This is a genomic window from Streptomyces sp. NPDC047061 (assembly GCF_040643955.1).
Classification (GTDB): domain Bacteria; phylum Actinomycetota; class Actinomycetes; order Streptomycetales; family Streptomycetaceae; genus Streptomyces.
In genome coordinates this window covers 70,020-93,608 of record NZ_JBEYVI010000021.1, presented here as the reverse complement: position 1 = coordinate 93,608, position 23,589 = coordinate 70,020, and the positions used below count along the sequence as shown (strand labels likewise).

18 protein-coding genes, 2 tRNA genes and 1 pseudogene are annotated in these 23,589 nt (G+C 70.0%); 6 read left to right on the top strand and 15 right to left on the bottom strand.

From position 1 onward, the window contains the following. Positions 1-97: 97 nt before the first annotated feature. The 4 genes from ABZ887_RS27620 to ABZ887_RS27605 form a co-directional block, all read right to left on the bottom strand. On the bottom strand, positions 98-454 hold the full coding sequence (locus tag ABZ887_RS27620; RefSeq protein WP_361294411.1) for a DUF4233 domain-containing protein: 357 nt from the start codon (positions 452-454) through the stop codon (positions 98-100). Positions 455-456: 2 nt separating this feature from the next. Next, entirely contained in the window at positions 457-1,917 is a 1,461-nt protein-coding gene (locus ABZ887_RS27615) for a folylpolyglutamate synthase/dihydrofolate synthase family protein (protein ID WP_361294612.1), read from the bottom strand. A gap of 79 nt (positions 1,918-1,996) precedes the next feature. Beyond that, positions 1,997-4,495: a SpoIIE family protein phosphatase gene (locus ABZ887_RS27610; protein ID WP_361294408.1), complete on the bottom strand. Its 2,499-nt coding sequence runs from the start codon at positions 4,493-4,495 to the stop codon at positions 1,997-1,999. A gap of 163 nt (positions 4,496-4,658) precedes the next feature. Beyond that, positions 4,659-7,316: a valine--tRNA ligase gene (locus ABZ887_RS27605; protein WP_361294405.1), complete on the bottom strand. Its 2,658-nt coding sequence runs from the start codon at positions 7,314-7,316 to the stop codon at positions 4,659-4,661. A gap of 240 nt (positions 7,317-7,556) precedes the next feature. Here ABZ887_RS27605 and ABZ887_RS27600 point away from each other — a divergent pair, with 240 nt between their 5' ends. Beyond that, positions 7,557-7,853 (top strand): hypothetical protein, encoded by a 297-nt coding sequence (locus ABZ887_RS27600; protein WP_361294629.1) that lies wholly within the window; start codon positions 7,557-7,559, stop codon positions 7,851-7,853. Between the two features lie 111 nt (positions 7,854-7,964). Here the strand turns inward: ABZ887_RS27600 and clpX are convergent, their stop codons facing one another. From clpX to ABZ887_RS27575, 5 genes are all read right to left on the bottom strand, one after another. Further along, positions 7,965-9,251 carry an ATP-dependent Clp protease ATP-binding subunit ClpX gene (gene clpX / locus ABZ887_RS27595; RefSeq protein WP_093503035.1) on the bottom strand — a complete coding sequence of 429 codons (1,287 nt, stop codon included), beginning with the start codon at positions 9,249-9,251 and terminating at the stop codon, positions 7,965-7,967. A 202-nt stretch (positions 9,252-9,453) separates the two neighbouring features. After that, a complete protein-coding gene (locus tag ABZ887_RS27590) occupies positions 9,454-10,119 on the bottom strand; it encodes an ATP-dependent Clp protease proteolytic subunit (RefSeq protein ID WP_361294402.1) in 666 nt (221 codons plus the stop codon). Between the two features lie 67 nt (positions 10,120-10,186). Further along, positions 10,187-10,807: an ATP-dependent Clp protease proteolytic subunit gene (locus tag ABZ887_RS27585; RefSeq protein ID WP_361294399.1), complete on the bottom strand. Its 621-nt coding sequence runs from the start codon at positions 10,805-10,807 to the stop codon at positions 10,187-10,189. A 381-nt stretch (positions 10,808-11,188) separates the two neighbouring features. After that, positions 11,189-12,592, bottom strand: coding sequence for a trigger factor (gene tig / locus ABZ887_RS27580; protein WP_361294396.1), 1,404 nt, complete (start codon positions 12,590-12,592; stop codon positions 11,189-11,191). 186 nt (positions 12,593-12,778) lie between these two features. Continuing rightward, positions 12,779-12,855, bottom strand: a tRNA-Pro gene (locus tag ABZ887_RS27575). 174 nt (positions 12,856-13,029) lie between these two features. Here ABZ887_RS27575 and ABZ887_RS27570 point away from each other — a divergent pair. Beyond that, positions 13,030-13,100: transfer RNA gene (locus tag ABZ887_RS27570), tRNA-Gly, on the top strand. 90 nt (positions 13,101-13,190) lie between these two features. On the opposite strand, the gene ABZ887_RS27565 is transcribed toward ABZ887_RS27570, so the two are convergent. Beyond that, positions 13,191-13,385 (bottom strand): hypothetical protein, encoded by a 195-nt coding sequence (locus ABZ887_RS27565; RefSeq protein WP_089107496.1) that lies wholly within the window; start codon positions 13,383-13,385, stop codon positions 13,191-13,193. 460 nt (positions 13,386-13,845) lie between these two features. Here ABZ887_RS27565 and ABZ887_RS27560 point away from each other — a divergent pair, with 460 nt between their 5' ends. Then, on the top strand, positions 13,846-14,982 hold the full coding sequence (locus ABZ887_RS27560; RefSeq protein ID WP_361294393.1) for an acyltransferase family protein: 1,137 nt from the start codon (positions 13,846-13,848) through the stop codon (positions 14,980-14,982). Positions 14,983-14,997: 15 nt separating this feature from the next. Here ABZ887_RS27560 and ABZ887_RS27555 read toward each other — a convergent pair whose 3' ends face one another. Then, positions 14,998-15,444: an HD domain-containing protein gene (locus ABZ887_RS27555; RefSeq protein ID WP_361294390.1), complete on the bottom strand. Its 447-nt coding sequence runs from the start codon at positions 15,442-15,444 to the stop codon at positions 14,998-15,000. A gap of 234 nt (positions 15,445-15,678) precedes the next feature. After that, positions 15,679-16,842: a PP2C family protein-serine/threonine phosphatase gene (locus tag ABZ887_RS27550; RefSeq protein ID WP_361294387.1), complete on the bottom strand. Its 1,164-nt coding sequence runs from the start codon at positions 16,840-16,842 to the stop codon at positions 15,679-15,681. Positions 16,843-17,016: 174 nt separating this feature from the next. Here ABZ887_RS27550 and ABZ887_RS27545 point away from each other — a divergent pair, with 174 nt between their 5' ends. After that, on the top strand, positions 17,017-18,258 hold the full coding sequence (locus ABZ887_RS27545; RefSeq protein WP_361294384.1) for a GNAT family N-acetyltransferase: 1,242 nt from the start codon (positions 17,017-17,019) through the stop codon (positions 18,256-18,258). A 37-nt stretch (positions 18,259-18,295) separates the two neighbouring features. Here the strand turns inward: ABZ887_RS27545 and ABZ887_RS27540 are convergent, their stop codons facing one another. Continuing rightward, on the bottom strand, positions 18,296-19,099 hold the full coding sequence (locus ABZ887_RS27540) for a DNA-formamidopyrimidine glycosylase family protein (RefSeq protein WP_361294382.1): 804 nt from the start codon (positions 19,097-19,099) through the stop codon (positions 18,296-18,298). 311 nt (positions 19,100-19,410) lie between these two features. Continuing rightward, the gene (locus tag ABZ887_RS27535; RefSeq protein ID WP_361294379.1) at positions 19,411-19,896 is read right to left on the bottom strand and encodes a ribose-5-phosphate isomerase; all 486 of its coding nucleotides are present in this window, start codon (positions 19,894-19,896) and stop codon (positions 19,411-19,413) included. A 363-nt stretch (positions 19,897-20,259) separates the two neighbouring features. On the opposite strand from ABZ887_RS27535, the gene ABZ887_RS27530 reads away from it, so the two are divergent. Together ABZ887_RS27530 and ABZ887_RS27525 are read left to right on the top strand one after the other, a co-directional pair. Next, positions 20,260-21,321: a transposase gene (locus ABZ887_RS27530; protein WP_361294376.1), complete on the top strand. Its 1,062-nt coding sequence runs from the start codon at positions 20,260-20,262 to the stop codon at positions 21,319-21,321. Between the two features lie 68 nt (positions 21,322-21,389). Then, positions 21,390-21,788: pseudogene (locus ABZ887_RS27525) on the top strand (amino acid transporter); the annotation flags it as partial. 3 nt (positions 21,789-21,791) lie between these two features. Here the strand turns inward: ABZ887_RS27525 and ABZ887_RS27520 are convergent. Next, positions 21,792-23,537: a protein kinase gene (locus tag ABZ887_RS27520; protein WP_361294373.1), complete on the bottom strand. Its 1,746-nt coding sequence runs from the start codon at positions 23,535-23,537 to the stop codon at positions 21,792-21,794. Between the last annotated feature and the right edge of the window lie 52 nt (positions 23,538-23,589).

Here is a 23,589-nt window from a genome sequence, read left to right as displayed (position 1 = left end):
GCCTGGGCGTTCGTTGTGCGGTGTGCGGGCGTCCGGTGCGGCCGCCTTCGGGGGCTGCCGCCCCCGGACCCCCGCTGCGGCCTGAACGGCCTCGTCCTCAAACGCCGGACGGGCTGTCCTGAGTGCTCTGCGCCGCGAAGCGGGCCTTGGCCTCGTCGATCTTCTTCCCGTAGTGCACGGACGCCCACCACAGGCCGGCGAAGACCGCGCCCAGGAAGTACATCGTCGGGACGAAGATCCCCGACGCGACCAGGGCGATCTGCAGGGCCCAGCCGAGGGCCACGCCGCCGGGGCGGGTGATCACCCCGCACAGGGCCACGCAGAGGAACATGGCGATGCCGCTGACCAGCCACACCGTGGAGGCGGACAGGTCGGCGTCCTTCATGGCGACCAGGGCGGCGAAGCCGATGACGAAGAACTCGCCGATCAGGGTGGAGGAGCAGAGCGTGCGCATGGTCAGCCCCTCCCGAGGAGCAGTCGGGCCTCGCCCACGGTGATGACGGAGCCGGTGACCAGCACCCCGCCGCCGGCGAACTCGCCCTCCTCCTCGGCGAGCGTGATCGCGGCCTCCAGGGCGTCGGGCAGCCGCGGCTCGACCTGGACGCGGTCCTCGCCGAACACCTCGACGGCGATCGCGGCGAGCTCGTCGGCGTCCATCGCGCGGTGGCTGGAGTTCTGGGTGATCACGACCTCGGCGAAGATCGGTTCGAAGGCCTCCAGGAGGCCCCGGACGTTCTTGTCGCCGCTGGCGCCGACCACGCCGATCAGCCGGCTGAAGTCGAAGGCCTCGCCGACGGCCTCGGCGGTGGCGCGGGCGCCGGCGGGGTTGTGGGCGGCGTCGAGGACGACGGTGGGCGAGCGCCGTACGACTTCCAGGCGGCCCGGGGAGGAGACGGCCGCGAAGGCCTTGCGGACCGTGTCGATGTCGAGGGACTCCGGGCGCTGGGAGCCGACGCCGAAGAACGCCTCCACCGCGGCGAGCGCGACGGCCGCGTTGTGGGCCTGATAGGGGCCGTGCAGCGGGAGGTAGACCTCGCCGTACTCGCCGCCGAGGCCGCGCAGGGTGAGCAGCTGGCCGCCGACGGCGACCTGGCGGGCGACGACACCGAACTCCAGGCCCTCGCGGGCGACGGTGGCGTCGACCTCGACGGCCTTCTTCAGGAGCACCTGCGCCGCGTCGACCGGCTGCTGGGCCAGGATGACCGTCGCGTCCTGCTTGATGATGCCGGACTTCTCGCCGGCGATCTCCGCGGTGGTCCCGCCGAGCCGGTCGGTGTGGTCGAGGTCGATGGGGGTGACGACGGCGACGTCGGCGTCGATGACGTTGGTGGCGTCCCAGGAGCCGCCCATGCCGACCTCGACGACGGCGACGTCGACCGGGGCGTCCGCGAAGGCCGCGTACGCCATGCCGGTGAGCACCTCGAAGAAGGAGAGCCGGTACTCCTGCTGCGAGTCGACCATCTCGACGTAGGGCTTGATGTCGTTGTACGTCTCGATGAACCGCTCCGCCGAGATCGGGGCGCCGTCGAGGCTGATGCGCTCGGTGATCGACTGCACGTGCGGGCTGGTGTAGCGGCCGGTACGGAGGTGGAAGGCGCCGAGCAGGGCCTCGATCATGCGGGCGGTGGAGGTCTTGCCGTTGGTGCCGGTGATGTGGATCGAGGGGTACGTCCGCTGGGGCTCGCCCAGCACGTCCATGAGGGCGGCGATCCTGGTGACCGACGGCTCCAGCTTGGTCTCGCCCCAGCGGGTGGCGAGCTCCGCCTCCACCTCGCGCAGGGCCCGGTCGACCTCGGGGTCCTCGGGGCGGCCCGGGACGTCGGCCTGCTGCGGGCCGCCGCCCTGGGTGCGCAGGGTCCGGCTGCCGGCTTCGATCACCGCGAGATCGGGATCACGGTCCGTCTCTGCCGCGACGATGTCGTCGAAGTCGTCGGAGGCGTCGGAGTCGTCTTCGAAGCTCTCGTCGAAGCTTTCATGGGGGTCGTGCGGAGGCAGATCACTCACGGCACCAGTCTACGGAGCCCCGCGGCCGCGTGGTCGCGTCGGTCACCGGAAGCGCCTGCTCGCACCAGATCGTCTTGCCGGCGGAGGTCTGCCTGGTCCCCCACCGCCGGGTGAGCTGGGCCACCAGCAGCAGGCCCCGGCCGCCCTCGTCGAAGACCCGGGCCCGCCGCAGGTGCGGGGCGGTGCTGCTGCCGTCGGAGACCTCGCAGATCAGCATCGTGGTGTCGCGGATGAGCCGCAGCTGGATCGGGGAGCCGCCGTAACGGATGGCGTTCGTGACGAGTTCGCTGACCACCAGTTCGGTGGTGAACGACAGCTCGTCCAGCTTCCAGGCGTCGAGCTGCCCGGTGGTCAGGGTCCGGGCCCTGGCGACGTGCTCGGGGTCCGCGGGGACCTCCCAGGTGGCCACCTGGTCGCAGGGCAGGGCGCGGGTGCGGGCGAGCAGCAGGGTGACGTCGTCGGCGGGTTCGCCGGTGCGCAGCGAGGTCACCACCCGGTCGCAGGCCGCCTCCAGCGACTCGCCCTCCCCGGACACCGCCAGCGCGCCGCGGAGCCGTTCGAGGCCGTGGCTCAGGTCGAGGTTGCGGGAGTGCACCAGACCGTTGCTGAACAGCGCGAGGGTGGAGCCCGCGGCGAGGTCCAGGTCGGTGGTCTCGAACGGCAGCCCGCCGAGCCCGAGCGGCGGGCCGGCCTGGCCGGGGGCCGCCTCCACCGCCCCGTGGGGAGTGATCACGAAGGGCAGCGGATGGCCCGCGCTGGCCAGGGAGCAGCGCCCCGATATGGGGTCGTAGACGGCGTACAGGCAGGTCGAGCCCACCTCACCGGCCTGTTCCCCGGCACCGTCGTCGAGGTGCAGGACCAGGTCGTCCAGGTGGGTGAGGAGTTCGTCGGGGGGCAGGTCGACGTCCGCGAGGGTGCGGACCGCGGTGCGCAGCCGGCCCATGGTGGCGGAGGCCTGGATGCCGTGGCCGACGACGTCCCCGACGACCAGGGCCACCCGGGTGCCCGACAGCGGGATCACGTCGAGCCAGTCGCCGCCGACCCCGGCGCGGGTGCCGGTAGGGAGGTAGCGGTAGGCGAAGTCGACGCTCGGGCAGTCGGGCATGACCTGCGGCAGCAGGCTGCGCTGGAGCGCCAGCGCGGTCTCGCGCTCCCGGGTGAAGCGCCGTGCGTTGTCGATGGCGGTCGCGGCCTTAGCGGCGAGTTCCTCCGCGTCGGACAGGTCGTCCTTCTCGAACGGCGGGGAGTCCCGGGTGCGCCAGAAGACGATCACCCCCATCAGCACGCCCTGCGCCGACAGCGGCGCGGTGATCAGCGAGCTCATGCCGTAGTCGAGGAGCCGCTCCGTGCGCCGGGCGTCGGGAAACCTCGCCCTCCGGGTGACCCGCAGATCGGCGATGAGGCTCGCCCCGCTGCGGATGTGCCGGGTGGCCCCCGGCGGCGGGTCCACGGCGATCAGGGCACCGGCCGGAGCCAGCGGGGAGTCGTCGCGGACGCCGCCCCGGGCCACGCGCCGCAGGACGGTCTCGGCGGCGGTCGGGTCCCCGCCCTGCAGCACGGACTCCTCCAGGTCGACGGTGACGAAGTCGGCGAACCGGGGGACGGCCACCCGCACCAGCTCGTCGGCGGTCCGCCCCACGTCGAGGGTGTTGCCGACGGCGGTGCCGGCGTCGTAGAGCAGCCTCAGCCGCCGGTGGCTCTTCTCCAGGGAGCCGGCCATGGTGTTGAACGCCGTCTCCAGCTGGCCGATCTCCCGGCGCCCGGAGCGCGGCACCCGTGCGCCGAGGTCTCCGGCGGCGAGCCGGGTCGCGAAGCGGGCCATCCTGCGCACCGGCCAGACGATCACCCGGGTCACGTAGGCGCCGTAGGCGACGATCAGGAGGACGGCCACGCCGACGCCGGCGGACGCGGCGATCGTCAGCGAGCGCATCCGGCCCTCCAGCGCCTCCTCGCGCTCGTCGATCGAGGCGCGCTCGGCGTTGAGGTAGCGGTAGAACTGGTTCCGGAGCGCGTCGAGCCGCTGCTTGCCCTCCAGGGTGCGCGCCGTGCTGCTCGCGTCGGGGTCGCCGCGCCGGGCCTCGGCCACGAGCGGGACCGAGTAGTCGTCGACGAAGGACTGGCCGGCCCGCTGTATCTGCTCGGCGAGCTGCCGCTGGGCGTGGGACGTGCTGACGTCGACGAGCCGCTGTGCCTGCCCGGGGAACGCGGTCCGGGCGGCCTCCCAGGGCTTGAGGAACTCGTCCTGGCGGGTGATGACGTAGCTGCGCTGACCGCCCTCCATGTCGAAGACGGTCCCCTGGACCACCCCGATCTGCTCCAGGGCCGGCCGGCCGCTGCGGGCCGAGAGCAGGGAGTGCCGCGCGTCCTGGATCGCCAGCACCAGCATCAGGAAGACGAGGCCCATCAGCACCGCGAGCAGGCCGCCCGCGACAGCCGTCAGGGGGACCAGCCCCCGGTGCGGAGGTGTCCTCGTTCGGCCCCTGCGCTGCATGTGGGCGTTCCCTCCGCCACAAAGCCAAAACGGAACATTAAGGTCATGTTCCTACTTTTGGATTGTAGGGCGGGACTCTGGACGCAGGCGTCCGGCAGCCCCCTGGGAAGGGGCCGCCGGACGCTGCGGGGACGCTTCGGCCACGCCTGCGGAGACCGCTCGGCTAGGCCTGCGGCAGGCGGTCCAGCTGGGCCTCGATACGGGCGATGTCCTCGTCGGCCTTGGCGAGCCGGGTCCGGATCTTCTCCACCACGTTGTCCGGGGCCTTCGCCAGGAACGCCTCGTTGCCCAGCTTGCCCGTCGCCTGGGCCTTCTCCTTCTCGGCTGCGGCGAGGTCCTTCGCGAGGCGCTTGCGCTCGGCCGCCACGTCGATGGTGCCGGAGAGGTCGAGGGCGACCGTGGCGCCGCCGACCGGGAGGGTGGCCGTCGCCGCGAAGGCGTCGCCCTCCGGCTGGAGGCGCAGCAGCTGGCGGATGGCCGCCTCGTGCGGGGCGAGGGCCGTGCCGTCCAGGGTGAGACGGGCGGGGACCCGCTGGCCGGGCTGCAGGCCCTGGTCGGCACGGAAGCGGCGGACCTCGGTGATGACGGACTGGAGGGTCTCGATCTCCCGCTCCGCCGCCTCGTCGCGGAAGCCGCCCGGTGCGTCGGCACCAGGAACCTGCACAGTGGACGGCCAGTCGGCGATCACGACCGACTCGCCGCCGGTCAGCGTCGTCCACAGGGTGTCCGTGACGAACGGGACGACCGGGTGGAGCAGCTTCAGGGTGACGTCGAGGACCTCGCCGAGGACGCGCCGGGAGACCTCGGCGCCCCGGCCGCCCGCCTGGAAGGTGGTCTTGGACAGCTCGACGTACCAGTCGAAGACCTCGTCCCACGCGAAGTGGTAGAGGGAGTCCGACAGTTTGGCGAACTGGAAGTCGTCGTAGAACGCGTCGACTTCGGCGACCGTCTTGTTGAGGCGGGACAGGATCCAGCGGTCCGTCGCCGACATCTCGGCCGGGTCAGGGAGCGGGCCCTCGACGGTCGCGCCGTTCATCAGGGCGAAGCGGGTCGCGTTCCAGATCTTGTTGGCGAAGTTCCGGGACGCCTGGACCCAGTCCTCGCCGATCGGCACGTCGGTGCCGGGGTTGGCGCCGCGGGCCAGGGTGAAGCGGACGGCGTCGGAGCCGTACTGGTTCATCCAGTCGAGCGGGTCGACGGCCGTGCCCGAGGACTTCGACATCTTCTTGCCGAACTTGTCGCGGACCAGACCGGTCAGGGTGATGGTCTTGAAGGGGACCTCGCCGTCCATGGCGTAGAGGCCGAACATCATCATCCGGGCGACCCAGAAGAAGATGATGTCGTGGCCCGTGAGCAGGACGTCGGTCGGATAGAACTTCTCGAGATCCGGGGTCTGTTCGGGCCAGCCGAGGGTCGAGAAGGGCCACAGGCCGGAGGAGAACCAGGTGTCCAGGACGTCGGGGTCCTGCTTCCAGCCCTCCGCCTCGGTGCCGGGCGGCTCCTCGTCGGGGCCGACGCAGACGACCTCGCCCTCCGGGCCGTACCAGACCGGGATCCGGTGGCCCCACCACAACTGGCGCGAGATGCACCAGTCGTGCATGTTGTCGACCCAGTCGAAGTACCGCTTCGACATGTCGGCGGGGTGGATCTCGACCCGGCCGTCGCGGACCGCGTCGCCCGCCGCCTGCGCCAGCGGGCCGACCTTGACCCACCACTGCATGGACAGCCGGGGCTCGACGGTGGTCTTGCAGCGCGAGCAGTGGCCGACGCTGTGGACGTACGGCCGCTTCTCGGCGACGATCCGGCCCTGCGAGCGCAGCGCCGCGACGATCGCGGAGCGCGCCTCGAAGCGGTCGAGTCCCTCGAAGGGGCCGTGGACGGTGATGACGGCCCGCTCGTCCATCACCGTGATGGACTCCAGGCCGTGGCGCTGGCCGATCGCGAAGTCGTTCGGGTCGTGGGCCGGGGTGACCTTGACGGCACCCGTGCCGAACTCCGGGTCGACGTGCGTGTCCGCGACGACGGGGATCGAACGGTCGGTCAGCGGGAGCTTGATGCGCTTGCCGATGAGGTGCCGGTACCGCTCGTCGTCCGGGTGGACGGCGACCGCGGTGTCACCGAGCATCGTCTCCGCACGCGTGGTGGCGACGACCAGCGTGTCGTCCCCCTCGCCGTACTTGATGGAGACCAGCTCGCCGTCGTCCTCCTGGTACTCCACCTCGATGTCCGAGATGGCCGTCAGACAGCGCGGGCACCAGTTGATGATGCGCTCGGCGCGGTAGATCAGCTCGTCGTCGAAGAGCTTCTTGAAGATGGTCTGGACGGCCTTGGAGAGGCCCTCGTCCATGGTGAAGCGCTCGCGGTCCCAGTCGACGCCGTCGCCGAGCCGGCGCATCTGGCCGAGGATCCTGCCGCCGTACTCTTCCTTCCACTGCCAGACGCGCTCGACGAACTCCTCCCGGCCGAGGTCGTGACGGGACTTGCCCTCCTCGGCGAGCTGCTGCTCGACCTTGTTCTGGGTGGCGATGCCGGCGTGGTCCATGCCGGGCAGCCACAGCGACTCGAAGCCCTGCATGCGCTTGCGGCGGGTCAGCGCGTCCATCAGCGTGTGCTGGAAGGCGTGGCCCAGGTGCAGGGAGCCGGTGACGTTGGGCGGGGGGATGACGATGGTGTACGCGGGCTTGTCGCTCTTGGCGTCGGCCGCGAAGTAACCGCGCTCTACCCAGCTCTCGTACAGCGGCCCCTCTACGTCGGCCGGCGCGTACTGGGTCGGCAGTTCGGTGCTGGGCGCTGTGGGCTGCTGCTGAGCATTCTCGGTCACGGGGCCCAGTTTAGAGGTGTCCCGGCACTGTCCCGAAACGCGTTTGTTCTGTAACGGTGGGCACTGTTCCTAATCAGTGAGCAGGAGTGGGTCTTGGACCCATAACTGGTCACTGCGGACACCCCGAACGGTTGTGGATGTCCTGGTCGCCCGCGTTCGCTCCGCGTCCGGTATCACGGATCGTGTCCGTGGTCCGGGGATGCGGGGGCGGGGTCCCTCACACTGAGGGCCTCCGGTTACATGGACTTTCAATGGCGGGACGGGGACTCGATAGATCACCTCAGCCTCATAGTCTCGGACACCGACGCCGACGGGCACTCCGTGGGGATACGTCTTCGCACGCAAAGGTTCGACGGCACAGTGCACAACTGGACGTGGCACAAGAACTACGACGGGAACGGCACGATCAAAGTCTTCAACACAGTGGCGCTTGATGACAGCGGCATAGGGAAGGCCGGGGTGCAGGTCGGCGTCTTCGAAGGAAGTGATCTCCTCGCTTCCTGCTCCACGACCATGGCGAGCAACCCATACGCGTAACCAGGACACGGTCGCGCAGCACCTACGCAAGCGCTGCTGGCGTCTCTTGGTAAGCGAGAACCCCGGTCGGACTTCGACCGGGGTTCTCTCCCATTCCTGCGGCGCGTCTGGTTACGCCGACTTCTGCTCCCCCGCGCCCCGGCCTCGCGCGTCGCGCGGGATCAGGGTCGGGTTGACGTTGGAGTGGACGACGTCGGCCGTGATGACGACGCGGGCCACGTCCTTGCGGGACGGGACCTCGTACATCACCGACATGAGGACCTCTTCCATGATGGCGCGCAGGCCTCGCGCGCCGGTCTGGCGGAGGATGGCCTGGTCGGCGATGGCCTCCAGGGCCTCGCGCTCGAAGTCCAGCTCCACGCCGTCGAGTTCGAAGAGGCGCTGGTACTGCTTGACGAGCGCGTTGCGCGGCTCGATGAGGATCTGCAGCAGGGCCTCGCGGTCCAGGTTGTGGACCGAGGTGATGACCGGGAGGCGGCCGATGAACTCCGGGATCATGCCGAACTTGACCAGGTCCTCGGGCATGACGTCCTCGAACTGGTCCTTGGACTGCAGCTCCCGCTTGGAGCGGATCGTCGCGCCGAAGCCGATGCCCTTGGCGCCCGCCCGCGACTCGATGATCTTCTCCAGGCCGGCGAACGCACCGCCCACGATGAACAGCACGTTCGTCGTGTCGATCTGGATGAACTCCTGGTGCGGGTGCTTGCGGCCGCCCTGCGGCGGGACGGAGGCCGTGGTGCCCTCGAGGATCTTGAGAAGGGCCTGCTGCACACCCTCGCCGGAGACGTCTCGCGTGATCGAAGGATTTTCGCTCTTACGGGCTACCTTGTCGATCTCGTCGATGTAGATGATCCCGGTCTCGGCCTTCTTGACGTCGTAGTCCGCGGCCTGGATCAGCTTGAGGAGGATGTTCTCCACGTCCTCGCCCACGTAGCCGGCCTCCGTCAGCGCGGTGGCGTCGGCGATCGCGAACGGGACGTTGAGCATGCGGGCCAGGGTCTGCGCGAGGAGCGTCTTGCCGGAGCCCGTGGGGCCCAGCAGCAGGATGTTGGACTTCGCCAACTCGATGGCGTCGTCGCGGCCCTGGGCACCGCCGTTCTCGCCGGCCTGAACCCGCTTGTAGTGGTTGTACACCGCGACCGAGAGGGCCTTCTTGGCGGGCTCCTGGCCCACCACGTAGCCCTCCAGGAACTCGTAGATCTCGCGGGGCTTGGGGAGTTCCTCCCAGCGCACCTCGCTCGTCTCGGCGAGCTCCTCCTCGATGATCTCGTTGCAGAGATCGATGCACTCGTCGCAGATGTACACACCGGGCCCTGCGATGAGCTTCTTGACCTGCTTCTGGCTCTTGCCGCAGAACGAGCACTTGAGCAGATCGCCGCCGTCACCGATGCGTGCCACGGTGTGCTTCCCCTTCGCCTGGGAGACGCCTGGACTCTCTCGAATCCAGCGGCTCCTGGTGCTGCCTTATGTCGACGGTACCTTGCCGGGCCCCTCGTACGGGCCCCCCTTGGCACGGTTCACTTTGACGTGCACCTTGCGGTGCGCGGGGTCAAACCGGGCCAAGGGCGGCAGAGAATACATTCTCTGTCAGCGGCCTCTGTCAGCGGACGTCCGCGTTGTTCATCTTCCGGGTGGAGATGATCTGGTCCACGATGCCGTAGTCCAGCGCCTCCTCGGCCGTGAGGATCTTGTCGCGCTCGATGTCCTCGCGGACCTGCTCGATCGGCCGGTTGGAGTGCTTGGCCAGCATGTTCTCCAGCTGGTCGCGCATCCGCGTGAACTCGTTGGCGATGATCTCCAGGTCGGAGAGCTGGCCGCGGCCGGTGGAACCGGCCGGCTGGTGGATCAGCACGCGGGAGTTCGGCAGCGCCATGCGCTTGCCGGGGGTGCCGGCGGCCAGCAGGATGGCCGCGGCGGAGGCCGCCTGGCCCATGCAGACCGTCTGGATGTCGGGCTTCACGAACTGCATCGTGTCGTAGATCGCCGTGAGAGCGGTCATGTCGCCGCCCGGGCTGTTGATGTAGATCGAGATGTCCCGGTCGGGGTCCATCGACTCCAGGCACAGCAGCTGCGCCATGACGTCGTTGGCGGAGGCGTCGTCGATCTGGACGCCGAGGAAGATCACGCGCTCCTCGAAGAGCTTCGCGTACGGGTCGTACTCGCGGATGCCCTGGGAGGTGCGCTCGACGAAGCGCGGGATGACGTAGCGGGCGTCGGGCCGGGGCCCGTCGTAGCGGGCGTCAGCGGCGCCGGGAATGTTGCTCATGAGGGTGTTCACCGTCCTGGTGGCGTTCGGGGGGCTGGAGTCTCGGCGGAGCGCGGCCTGGCCGGGCTCAGGCGGCGCCGGTGCCGCCGCCTCCCGGAACACCGGAGGCATGCGTGATGATCCCGTCGATAAGACCGTACTCCTTGGCCTCTTCCGGGGTGAACCAGCGGTCGCGGTCGCCGTCGCGGACGATCGTCTCGACGCTCTGGCCGGAGTGCAGGGCGGTCAGCTCGGACATGGTCTTCTTGGTGCGCAGCAGGTACTGGGCCTGGATCTTGATGTCCGAGACCGTACCGCCCAGGCCCGCGGAGCCCTGGTGCATCATGATGTCCGTGTGCGGCAGGGCGAAGCGCTTGCCGGCGGTACCGCCGGTGAGCAGGAACTGGCCCATCGAGGCCGCCATGCCCATGGCGATGGTGACCACGTCGTTCGGGATGAACTGCATGGTGTCGTAGATCGCCATGCCGGCCGTCACCGAGCCGCCGGGGCTGTTGATGTAGAGGAAGATGTCCTTGTTGGGCTCGGCCGCGAGCAGCAGCAGCTGTGCGGTGATCTTGTTCGCGATGTCGTCGTCCACCTGCTGGCCCAGGAAGACGATCCGCTCGCCGAGCAGCCGGTTGTAGACCTGGTCTCCGAGGCCACCACCGATGGAAGGCCCGTCGGCGGCGGAGGGCATCAGATTCGTCACGTATCCACCTGCTCGTCTTTACGACGGCGCCGGGCCGTCTCACGTTTCCGTAGCCGGGGGCTTGGCTGCCCTCGTACTCATGGACCCTAACGCGATGGTCCCTTCGGGGAATCCCGGTAACAGGGCTGTTCGCCGGGGGCGTAGCGGCTGCGCCGGTGGGCCGGGGGCCACTCGCCGCGGCTGTACGGGCGCGTGGGCGTGTGCGGGTGCGTCGTGGTCACTCGCGCCCGCGCGACGGCAGTCGCATATCAAACACGGCCCCGCGCCCCCGAAACGGCGGCTGCGCCGCCTTCGAGGGCGCGCTGCGGCTCAGGGGGACGGCAAAGGGGCCCCCGGGATGGTCCCAGGGGCCCCTGTACGCCGTTACGGGCGCCGTAGGGCTCAGCCCTCGGTCTTCTCCTCGGCGGAGGCGTCCGAGGCGTCCGTGGCCTCGGCGGCGGCCTCGGGGGCCTCCGTCGCGGTCTCGTCCTCGTCCTCGTCGTCCAGGTCGACGATCTCGCCGTTGGTGTCCTTCACCGTGGCGGCCTCGACCACGACGGCCAGGGCCTTGCCGCGGGCGACCTCGCCGACCAGGAGCGGGACCTGGCCGCCCTCGACGACGGCCTGGGCGAACTGGTCGGGGGACATGCCGGAGGAGGCCGCGCGCCGCATGAGGTGCTCGGTGAGCTCCTCCTGGTTGACGTTCAGCTTCTCGACCTTGACCAGCTCGTCGAGGACGAACTGGGTCTTGATGCCCTTGACCGCGGCCTCGCGGGTCTCGGTCTCGAACTCCTCCTCGGTCTTGCCCTGGATCTCCAGGTACTTCGCGAGGTCGAGGCCCATCTGGCCGAGCTGGTGGTGCTCCAGGTTGTGCTTGCGGGTGTTGATCTCGTCCTCGAGCAGCTTCTCGGGGACGGGCACCTCGACGAGCTCCAGGAGCTTCTCCAGGACGCGCTCCTGGGCCTGCGTGGCCTGGTCGTACGTCTTCATGTTGGCCAGCCGCTTGCGGCTGTCCTCCTTGAGCTCGTCCAGGGTGTCGAACTCGGAGGCCAGCTGTGCGAACTCGTCGTCCAGCTCGGGGAGTTCGCGGGCGGCGACCTGGGTGACCTTGACGGTGACCTCGGCCTCGCGGCCGGCCGCGGAGCCGCCCTTGAGCTCGGAGGCGAAGGTGGCCTCGCCACCGGCCTCCAGGCCCTTCACGGCGTCGTCGATGCCGTCGAGGAGCTCGCCGGAGCCGATGGTGTACGAGACACCGCTGGCGATGCCGTCCTCCAGGACCTCGCCGTCGACCTTGGCCTCCAGGTCGATGGTGACGACGTCGCCGTCCTCGGCGGCGCGCTCCACCGGGGAGGTGGAGGCGAAGCGCTCACGGAGCTGCTCGACCGACTTCTCGACGTCCTCGTCGCTGACCTCGACGGCGTCGACCTCGACCTCGATGCCCGAGTAGTCCGGGATCTCGAGGGCCGGGCGGACGTCGACCTCGGCGGTGAAGTTCAGCGTCTCGCCGTCCTTCAGCTCGGTGATGTCGACGTCGGGCTGGCCCAGCGGGTTCAGCTCGGCCTCGTTGACCGCTTCGGTGTAGAACTTCGGAAGCGCGTCGTTGACCGCCTCCTCCAGGACCGCACCGCGGCCGAACCGCTGGTCGATGACCCGGGCCGGGATCTTGCCCTTGCGGAAGCCCTTCACCGTGACCTGCTGGTTGATCTTCTTGTACGCCGCGTCGAGGCTGTCCTTGAGCTCCTCGAAGGGCACCTCGACAGTGAGCCGAACCCGGGTCGGGTTCAGGGTCTCCACGGCGCTCTTCACGGTTCGGTCTCCTTGTGGCTGACTTCTTGGGTTCTGCCGGCGCCAGAGGGGCCCGGCGGAGTTTCGCCGCCCGGAGGAGTTCGTAGGCCGCCGTGCGGGGGCCGGGACACGCGGGCGCGCAGCTTGCATAGTAACCGCAGCGGCTCGGGGCCCCAAAAGGCGATCAAGACGGACGCCGTCAGGTGGTGGTCGGGGTGGCGGGATTTGAACCCACGGCCTTCCGCTCCCAAAGCGGACGCGCTACCAAGCTGCGCCACACCCCGTATCGGTGCGACACGTAGGGTACATGCCCGGGCCGCCCGCGTCGGCCGCTTTGTTCACCCGCATCGGCGTGACGTCCACGCGCCATCCGCGCAGACCAACACGTTGGCCTACCCGGCGGACGACCCGCTACGATGCCTCCAGTGCCGCGGTCACCGACCTGCGGCGCGTGTTGTGCGGGCGTAGCTCAATGGTAGAGCCCTAGTCTTCCAAACTAGCTACGCGGGTTCGATTCCCGTCGCCCGCTCTCGACGGTTCAGGGCCAGGTCGGAGGATGTTTCCTCCCCCTGGCCCTGTTCGTTTTCGCAGGGTGCGCGGCGGGCGTACGCGGCGGTGCTCAGAAGTTGATCGAATTTATGGTCTGGGCCAGTGAGTCGAGGAAGCGCTGGATGGAGGGGGCCATCCCGGTCGACGCGAGGAAGAAGCCGAACAGGACCGCGACGATGGCGGGCCCCGCCTTGATGTTCCCCCCTCTCATCATCACCACAAGGATGATCGCCAACAGCAACACCACAGACAGTGAAATGGCCACAACTGATCACACCCTCGGTCGGTCCGCTCTCCGGCCCTGGGGTACGGCCCCGCACCCCCGCCAGATCCATCGTGCCACCAACCCGGCCGCACTATGCGGTTCGTGACACAACGTCGACAATGCACCGCGCACCGACAACCGTCCGCACCGCATTTCGAGGGCCCATCCGCCCCTGGATCCAAGGCAATTGACGGACATGGTTTCGGTGTCCACACAACATGCGCGCAGCTAATTCGAATGATGAACACAGACACGGCAAGGGAAGGCTGTCAGCGGGCGTTATGCACTAATTAGCAGGGATTAATGCGGACATCACGGGTGTAAGTGCCGCATGGAACTGCATAGGGCCAGGCATCTACTTCGGTAAATCGCCGACCCGTTCACAGGCCTTCTCCGGTGATTACCGGGATTCACATCGGCGGTTTTACGAAATCACACAGGCGACGCTAAGGTGCCTCAGATGTCCGACGCCGCCACGTCCCCCGGCCAGAACCGAACACCCCGTCCCCCGGCCCGGCCGCCGACGGGCGGGGAGCGCGACGCGTTCTTCGACAACGCCAAGTACCTGGCCATCGCGCTCGTCGCGATGGGTCACTCATGGGAGCCGCTGAAGGGCGACAGCCGCGTCCTGGAGGCGGTGTACTGCGTCGTTTACGCCTTCCACATGCCGGCGTTCATCATCGTCTCCGGCTACTTCTCCCGGAACTTCGACATGCGCCCGGACCGGCTGAAGCGGCTGGTCACCGGGGTCGTCGTGCCTTATGTCCTGTTCGAGACGGCCTACTCGCTCTTCCAGCGTTTCGTGGTCGGCGACCCCGGCCAGGACATCAGCCTGCTCGACCCCTGGTACCTGACCTGGTTCCTGTGCGCGCTGTTCGTCTGGCGCCTGACCACGCCCCTGTGGAAGGCGCTCCGCCATCCCCTTCCGGTCGCCTTCGGCATCGCGATGCTGGCGTCCGTGTCCCCGTCCATCGGTGACGACCTCGACCTGCAGCGGGTCCTGCAGTTCCTGCCGTACTTCGTGCTCGGCCTGTGCCTGCGGCCCGAGCACTTCCGGCTGGTGCGCCGGTGGCCGGTGCGGATCGCCGCGGTGCCGGTGTTCGCCCTCGCACTGGCGTTCTCCTGGTGGTCCGTGCCCCGGATGAACACCGCGTGGTTCTTCCACCGGGACTCCGCGCAGGAGCTGGGCGCGCCGTGGTGGTGCGGGCCGGTGATGGTGCTCGCCGTGTTCGGCTGCTCCTTGCTGCTGACGGCCGGGTTCTTCTCCTGGGTACCGGGCCGCCGGACGTGGTTCACGGCGCTGGGCGCGGGCACGCTGTACGGCTACCTCCTGCACGGCTTCGTCGTGAAGTACGGCGTCCACGCGGGCTGGTTCGACCCGAGGTGGCTGCACCGGCCGCTCGGCGAGCTCCTCGTCACCGCGCTCGCGGGCGCCTGCGTGACGCTGCTGTGCACCCGGCCCGTGCGGCGGGTGTTCCGGTTCGCCATGGAGCCGGGGATGGAGTGGGCGTTCCGGCGGGACGCGGCGGAACTGGCCCGGGAGCGGGAGCGGAAGCGCGAGCAGGGGGCGCGGAGCCGGGAGATGGCCGGCGCGTGACGGCGCGGGTTCCGCCTACGCGGGGAGGCCGAGGAGGGCGCGCATCCGGGCGTACTTCTCGGTCAGCCGCTTCCGGGTGCCCTCGTCCAGTACGGCGAGACGGCCGGGGTCGGCGTTGTGCGCGAGGTCGGCTTCCTTGACGAGCAGGGCGCCGGGCGTGGCGAGGACGCGGTGGGCGTACGACTCCGGGGGCTCGCCGGGGTGCTTGGTGAGGGCGAGCACGATGGCCCGCGTGCGGGGGCTCACGGCGGCGGTCGCCAGCCACTCCTCGGTGAGGGCGTGGTCCTCGACGGAGTCGTGCAGCCAGGCGGCGGCGATCTGGTCCGGGTCGCCACCGCGGGCGGCCACGCCGTGGGCGACGGCGGCGAGGTGCTCGGCGTAGGGGCAGCCGGCCTTGTCGGTCTGCGCCGCGTGGGCGGCTCGGGCGAGCTTCTCCACTTCGGGGAGGGTGAGGAGGTTCACGGTGCGAGTATCTCGTGGCCGGGGGCGGGGGGTGTCGCTTACCGGCGCTTGCAGGGTGCCTCCCCCAGCCTTCGGCCGGGGGGACCCCCAGCGCCCACCCGTGCCGCCCTGCGGCACGCCTGCCCGCAGCTGAGTGGCTGTGAAGCGCCCCGTCAGGGGCGCGGGGAACTGCGCGAGCAACCCCCACCGGCCCGCGGGGGAATCACAGCCCGCAGCCCCCGTCGGCTACCTCACTCACCTCGCCGCCTCCCGGCAGATCAGCAGCAGCGCCCTGTCGTCGTTGACGTCCTTCGCCACCGCCTCGATCAGGTGCCAGGCCGCGCCGTGGAAGCCGCCGGCCACATAGCGGTCGGCCTCTCCCGTGAGGCGGTCCATGCCTTCCATGATGTCGCGGTCGGACGTCTCCACCAGGCCGTCCGTGAAGATCATCAGGACGTCGCCGGGGCGCAGGGAACCCTTCACCGGGTCGAACTGGGCGCCGTCGTACACGCCGAGGAGGGGACCTTCGGCGGCCTTCTCCTCCCAGCGGCCGCTGCCCGCGCTGAGCTGGAGGCCGGGCGGGTGGCCCGCGGAGTACAGCTCGTAGTCGCCGGAGTCGAGGTCCAGGACCAGGTGTATCGAGGTCGCGAAGCCCTCGTCCCAGTCCTGGCGGAGCAGGTAGCCGTTGGCCGCGGGGAGGAAGGCGTGCGGCGGGAGGGAGCCGAGAAGGCCCCCGAACGCTCCGGAGAGGAGCAGGGCGCGGGACGCGGCGTCCATGCCCTTGCCGGAGACGTCGGTGAGGACGACCTCCATCGTGCGGCCGTTGTTCGTGCGGGCCGCGACCACGAAGTCGCCGGAGAAGGACTGCCCGCCGGCCGGCCGCAGGGCCATCTCGCGGTGCCAGCCCGGCGGCAGCTTCGGCAGCTTGCTCTGCACCCGGATGCGTTCGCGCAGGTCGAAGAGCATGGTGCCGCCGCGCCGCCAGGGCACGCCGACCCGGCTGCGGAACTGGGCGGTGAGCAGCCCGAAGAAACCGCAGGCGGCCACGACCAGGACCACGCCCGGGGTGACCCGGGAGGGGCCCTCGGTGTAGGGGCCGAGCCGTACCGACTCCACGATCAGGGCGGTGGCCGCCGCCGCGTACAGGCCGAGCAGGCTCGCCGGGCGCAGCAGCAGGCCGCCCACGATGATCGGCAGGACCAGCGCGGCCGGGGAGAACCAGACCGAGTTGGCGAGGGTCATGGCGGCGAGGACCGGGACGGTCAGGAACAGTCCGACCAGCGCGATCCAGTCGGAACCATCGCCGCGGAAGTAGTCCACGGCGCTTCTGCGCACGCCGACGCGGGCCCGGTGCCACTGCACTTTCCACCGGGCCGGGAGGGTCTCGGCCTTCGCGCGCCGCTCTCGGTCTACTGCCATTAGTTCGGGACCCTATCCATCGGACCAGCTGCTTGGCACGGGAGGTCCCACTTGTCCCCCGTCCGAGGCTCACCTTCGGGTGCGACTTCACAGTGAACTTCACCGGAAGCCCCCGCGTCGCCGTCCGGGAGAAATTCGCTGGCTCGTCCCGCAATGCGCTGGTAGTCATGGCGTATGGCGAGCGAGCGTGCGACCGAGCTGAAGGTGCTGCGTCCCGAGGAGTTCGACAGGTGGTGGGACCACCTGGTGCGGGCCTTCGGCGCCGGTCCGGCATCGGCCGAGGAGCGCGACCTGGACCGGTCCCTCATCGAGAGCGAGCGTTCGCTGGCCGCCTGGGACGGATCCGAACTGGCCGGGACGGCGGGGGCGTTCCGGTTCCGGATGACGGTGCCGGGCGGTGCCGTGCTGCCCACCGCGGGGATCACCATGGTGAGCGTGGCCGCGACGCACCGGCGGCGCGGGGTGCTGACGTCGATGATGCGCCGCCAGCTGGACGACATCCGGGAGTGGGGCGAGCCGCTGGCCGCGCTGACCGCCTCCGAGCCGGCGATCTACGGCCGCTTCGGGTACGGCGCCGCGACCTTCCAGCTGCACGCGGAGATCGACACGGGCCGGGTGACGCTGGACGTGCCGGCCGGCACCGGTGACGTACGGCTGCGGTACGCCGACCCGGCCGCGGTGCTCGACGCGTGCGAGGCGGTCTACGCGGAGCTGGTGCCGCTGCGGCCCGGGATGCTGGCCCGGCAGCCGGGCTGGGAGCGGGCGGGGCTGCTGGACCCGGAGAGCGGGCGGGACGGTGCGTCGGCGCTGCAGTGCGTGGTCGCCGAGCGGGACGGGCGGGTCACCGGGTACGCCCGGTTCCGTACGAAGCTGGGCTGGTCGCCGAGCGGGCACGACGGCACGGTGTCGCTGGACGACCTCGCCACGCTCGACCCGGCGAGCGACGCGGCGCTGTGGCGGTTCCTGTTCGGCATCGACCTGATGTCGAAGCTGACGGTACGGGGGCGGCCGGTCGACGACGCCTGGCAGTACCAGGTCTCCGACATCCGGCGCTGCCTGACGCGGCTGCGGGACATGGGGTACGTGCGGCTCGTGGACGTCGGTGTGGCGCTCGCGGCGCGCACCTATCAGACGCCGGTGGACGTGGTGTTGGAGGTCGACGACGCCTTCTGCCCCTGGAACGCGGGCCGTTGGCGGCTCACCGGGGACACCAAGGGGGCGTCCTGCGAGCGTACGACGGACACGGCCGAGCTGGCGCTGTCGGTACGGGAGTTGGGGGCCGCGTACCTCGGTGGTGTGTCCCTGCTGTCGCTGGCGCGGGCCGGGCGGGTGGGCGAACTGCGGCCGGGGGCACTGACGGAGGCGTCGGTGGCGTTCGGCTCACCGGTGCAGCCGTGGCTGCCGCACGGCTTCTAGCACGCGCTCGGGGTTTCCGCTCTCGGCGTTTCCGCGCTCAGCGTTTCTGGCAGGTGGGGCACCAGAAGAGGTTGCGGGCGGCGAGGTCGGCGGTGCGGATGCCGGTGCCGCAGAGGTGGCAGGGCAGGGTGGCCCGGCGGTAGACGTACACCTCGCCGCCGTGGTCGTCCACGCGCGGCGACCGGCCCATCGCCTCCGGGGTGTGCTCGGGCCGGACGGTGTCGATGCGGTTGTTCCGGACGCCTTCATGCATGAGTCCGACGAGGTCGGCCCAGATGCCGTCCCACTCGGCGGGGGTGATGTCCCTGCCCGCGCGGTACGGGTCGATCCCGTGCCGGAAGAGGACCTCGGCGCGGTAGACGTTCCCGACACCGGCGATGACCTTCTGGTCCATCAGCAGGGCGGCGATCGTCGTACGGCTGCGGGAGATCCTGCGGTAGGCCGTGTCCGGGTCGGCGTCGGCGCGGAGCGGGTCCGGGCCGAGGCGGGCGTGTACGGCGTTCTTCTCGGCGTCGGTGATCAGGGCGCAGGTGGTGGGGCCGCGCAGGTCGACGTAGGCCGTGGGGTTCGCAAGGCGGAGGCGGACGGTGTCGGTGGCCGGGGGCGCGGGGGCGTCTCCGAAGGCGACCTTGCCGAAGAGGCCGAGGTGGATGTGCACCCAGTCGCTGTCGCGGAAGCCGAGGAAGAGGTGCTTGCCGTGGGCCTCGGTACGGGTGAGGGGGGCGCCGTCTATCAACGCGGCGGCGTCGGAGAACTTGCCCTGCGGGCTGGTTGCCCTCACGGGCCCGGTGAGCCGACGGTAGTCCAGCGCGAGCCGATGGATCGTGTGCCCCTCTGGCACTGAGGTGTTTCCTTTCCCACCCACCCACCCGACTCGGTCAGTGGAGGAGTGAACGTCGAAGGACCGGACGATCCCTACCCGGACCGGAGCAACCAGAGCGCCCCGTCAGGGCTCCCGGGGGATTGTGTCGTCCTCGCCGGCGGCAGCAGCACCCCCGCAAGAGACACGGGGCGTGTCGCCTTCGTCAGCGGCAGCGCCCCTAAGGGGCGCGGGGAACTGCGCGACCAGCCCCCACCCGCCCGCGGACGAACGTCTGCCGGCTGCCTCCCGCCTCGCCCCTCGGGCAACCGAGTCGGGTGGGTGGGCAGACGCTACGGCTGGGGGTGGTGCGCCGGGATCGGGGGGAGGTCGCCCGTCGTCTCGTACGCCGTGAGCATGTCGATGCGGCGGATGTGCCGCTCGCCCTCGGAGAACGGCGTGTTCAGGAAGGTCTCGACGAACTTCGTCGCCTCGTCCTCCGTATGCATGCGCGAGCCCACCGCCACGACGTTCGCGTTGTTGTGCTGTCGGCCGAGCGACGCCGTCTCCTCGCTCCAGGCGAGCGCCGCCCGCACGCCCTTCACCTTGTTCGCGGCGATCTGCTCACCGTTGCCGGAGCCGCCGATCACGATGCCGAGGGCCTCGGGGTCGGCCGCCGTCCGCTCGGCCGCGCGGAGACAGAACGGCGGGTAGTCGTCGTCGGCGTCGTAGATGTGGGGGCCGCAGTCCACGGGGTCGTGGCCCGCCGCCTTCAGCCACTCGACGAGGTGGTTCTTGAGTTCGAAGCCCGCATGGTCGGAGCCGAGATACACGCGCATGAGATGAGTGTGACACGGGCGTGAACGCACGGCAGGGGCGGGGCCGGGCCCCGGAAATCGTGAGTAACACTAAAGAACCTCAGGAAAACCTCAAGTAACGATCTGGATTCAAAGGTTCAGGAATCATATTCCCCCCCCATGACTGCCAAGGGTCTCCACCTTGCTTTCGGGTAGGGGCCCGGCCCTTCAGCCAGGGTGAATGCCCGCTACCCCGTCCGGGATGCTCGGGGTGGCCACGGGCAAGTGGTGGTGACGGGGAGTCGAGGGTCCGGTGACTGGTGGCCTACCGGGTGTGGTCACTCGCACGGGTGATGGTGATCGATGAGGCGCGCCAGTGGGGAACGTGTGGTCTAGGTTCGCGGCATGGCACGGTTTCGGATGTACCCGACGGGTGAGCAGGAGCGGCAGATGCTGCTGCACTGTGCACACGCGAGGTACGTGTGGAACCTCGCTGTCGAGCAGCACGCGCACTGGAAGCCGGGCTGGAGGTCCGCGCCCGGTTTCACGGAGCAGTGCCGTCAGCTCACCGAGGCCCGGCGGGAGAACGAGTGGCTGGCCGCCGGGAATGCCGATGTGCAGCAGCAGGCTCTCCAGGACTTCGCGAAGGCCAAGGCCGCCCGCTTCACGTCCGGGTTCGGTGAGCCGACCTGGCGCAAGAAGTTCATGCATGAGGGCTTTCGTGTCATCGGCACCGACCGTGTGCCCGAGTATCAAGAGGACGGCTCGGCGAAGCTGAACGCGAAAACCGGCAGGCAGGTCATGGGCCGGTCAGTCGTGGTGCGGAAGCTGAACCGGCGGTGGGCTCAGGTGAAGGTGCCCGGCTGCGGCTGGGTCCGCTTCCGTCTCAGCGCCAGGGGCACGGGCGCGAGGCCACCCGACGCGAAGACGTTCCGCGTCACGCTGAAGAACGGGCAGTGGCACGCCGCGTTCACCGCCGTCCCCGAGCCGATCCCCGCACCCGGTACGGGCGAGGTCATCGGCATCGACCGCGGCATCACCATTACCGCCGCCCTCTCCGACGGGCGGAAACTGAACTGTCCGCAGCTCACCGTCCGGGAACGGGCACAGAAGAAAGCGGGCCTGAACCGGGGCATCCTCGCCCAGGGCTGGGGCCTGCTCCGGCAGCGCACCGGGCACAAGGCACAGGGCCGGGTCGAGGACGTCCCCGCCCCGCACACCTCTCTGCGGTGCAGTGTCTGCGGGTGGATCGACAAGAACTCGCGCAAGAGCCAAGCCGAGTTCGTCTGTTCCTCCTGCGGCTTCACCTGCAACGCGGACACCAACGCAGCAGCCGACGTCGCGGCAGGACAGGGCGGGATACCCCGCCCCCGGCGAACAGCCCGTGCCGGAGGGGTGACGACGGCCACCAGCCGTTCGAGCGCCCGTGAACCTCAACCCAAATGGGTTGGAATTCCCCTCTTTTAAGAGGGGGAGGATGTCAACAACAGCATCATCTGGCGGATCGCGGATCGGCGTCTTCTACCTCGGCTCGGTTCGGGTTCGTCGCCGTGTTCTTCAACTACCGGTTCCCTGACTCCGTCTTCCTCTTCCTCGTCAACTCCAGTGGCGCGGTGGCCCTGTTCGTCTGGCTCGTCATCTGCTTCTCGCAGCTGCGGATGCGGAAGATCATCCAGGCCGAGGCGCCGGAGAAGCTCGTCGTGAAGATGTGGCTGTACCCGTACCTGACCTGGGCGACGGCCGGTCTCATCGTGTTCGTGCTGGGCTACATGCTGACCGACACGGAGGGCGAGAGCAGCGGTCGTACGACCGTGCTGCTCTCGCTGCTGGTCGCGGCGGCGGTGGTCGCGGTCGCCGTGGTGAAGCAGAAGGTGACCGACGGCCGTACCGCCCCGGTGGCCGCCGAGCCCACCGACAAGGTGTCCGTCGGCTGACCCTCACAGCAGGGTGAAGCTCTCCTTCACCTGCTCGTAGGTCCGCACGGCCTGGGCTTCGACCGCCGGCTGGTACCAGGTGTTGATCTGGTACGACTTGCCGTCGGCGTCGAAGCCCAGCAGCCGTGCGTGCCACGGGGTGCCCTTGAGGGTGAAGGTGTACTCCCAGACCACCGCCGGGTGGCCGCGGAAGGTCGTCTCGGCCAGCCGGATCTTGGTGTAGTCCTGGCCCTGGTGGGCGCTGCGTTCGGAGGCGCTCCAGGTGTCCATGAGGTTGCCGCGGGCGAGTGAGGACTTGGCCACGAGCTCCTGGCTGCCGTCGGGGGAGGTGTAGTGGACCTCGGCGCCCGTCTTCACGTCCCTGCGCCAGCCGGTGGGCGGCGCCCAGGCGAAGCCGCCGGCCTCCTCGTGGGCGCCGGGTGGGAGGGAGCGGGGGCGGGCGGTGCCCTCGACTGTGGGCGCCGATGAAGTGGGCGTCGAGGTCGAGGGGGTTGAGGAGTTGCCGGTCGCTTTATTGCTTTCGCCGCCGCCTGTTGTGGTGGTGAGGAGGATGGCGAGGGCGGTGGCTACCGCTGCGGTTCCCAGTACGGCGAGGAGAGTTGTGCGTTTGGGGGCCTTGCGGTGGTGGGGCGGTGCGGGTGCGTGGGGGCTGGTCGCGCCGTTCCCCGCGCCCCTTTCGGGGCGCTGCGGTTCGGGGCGTTGTAAGGCGGGGCTCGGCTGAGGACGGGTCGGGAGTGTCGGGCCCGTCGGACTGTTCGACGGGGTTTCCGAGCGGACCTCTGCGCGGGGTTCCGAGGGGGCTTCTGTGGATGCGCTGACCGGTGGGGACGGCTGTATCTCGGTCGGCGGTGGCTGGGGGCGTTCGTCCTCGGGGGCCGGGAGGTGCACCACGTACGCCGGGGTCGGGCGTTCCGCCGGGCGTGGGGCCGGATGGCGCTCCGTCGGGGTCTGCGTCGGGTACGCGACCGGGCGCAGTTCCTGTTCCACCTCCTCCAGGCCTGGTCGCGTCGTCGGTTCCTTCTCCAGGAGCGCTGCCAGGACGTCGTGCAACGGGCCTGCCGTGGGCGGTAGTTCGGGCTCCTCGTAGAGGACCGCGTGCAGGGTCGCCAGGGTGGTGTCGCGGGAGAAGGGGGAGCGGCCGCCGAGGGCCGCGCACAGGGTCGCGCCGAGCGACCAGAGGTCGGACGGCGGGCCCTGCGGGCGGCCGGAGATCCGCTCGGGTGCCATGTAGTCGGGGGAGCCGACGAGCATGCCGACCATGGTGAGCGCCTTGGCGTCCTGGATCGCGGCGATGCCGAAGTCGGTGAGGACGACCCGGCCTGCGGTGCTCTCGACCAGGACGTTCCCGGGTTTGATGTCGCGGTGCAGCACTCCCCCGGCGTGCACCTGGCGCAGCGCCGCCACCAGGCCGAGGCCGATGCGGGCCGCCGCGCGCGGGCTCAGCGCCCCCTCCTCGGCCATGATCCACTCCAGCGAGCGGCCGTGGACCAGCTCCATGACGATCCACAGGCGGTCGCCCTCGTCGACGACGTCGTAGACCCGTACGACGTTGGGGTGGTCGATCCGGGCGGTGGCCCTGGCCTCGCGCAGGGTGCGTTCGCGGCGGGTGCGGGTGTCCTCGGCGTCGAGGCCGTCGATCCGCATCTCCTTGACGGCGACCTGCCGGTCGAGCGTCTCGTCGGCGGCCCGCCACACCCGCCCCATCCCGCCCTGCCCGATACTCTCGGCCAGCCGGTAGCGGCCGGTCACCAGCAGCCCGGGAACCCCACCCTGCCCCGCGCTCTCCGGACTCCCCGCACCA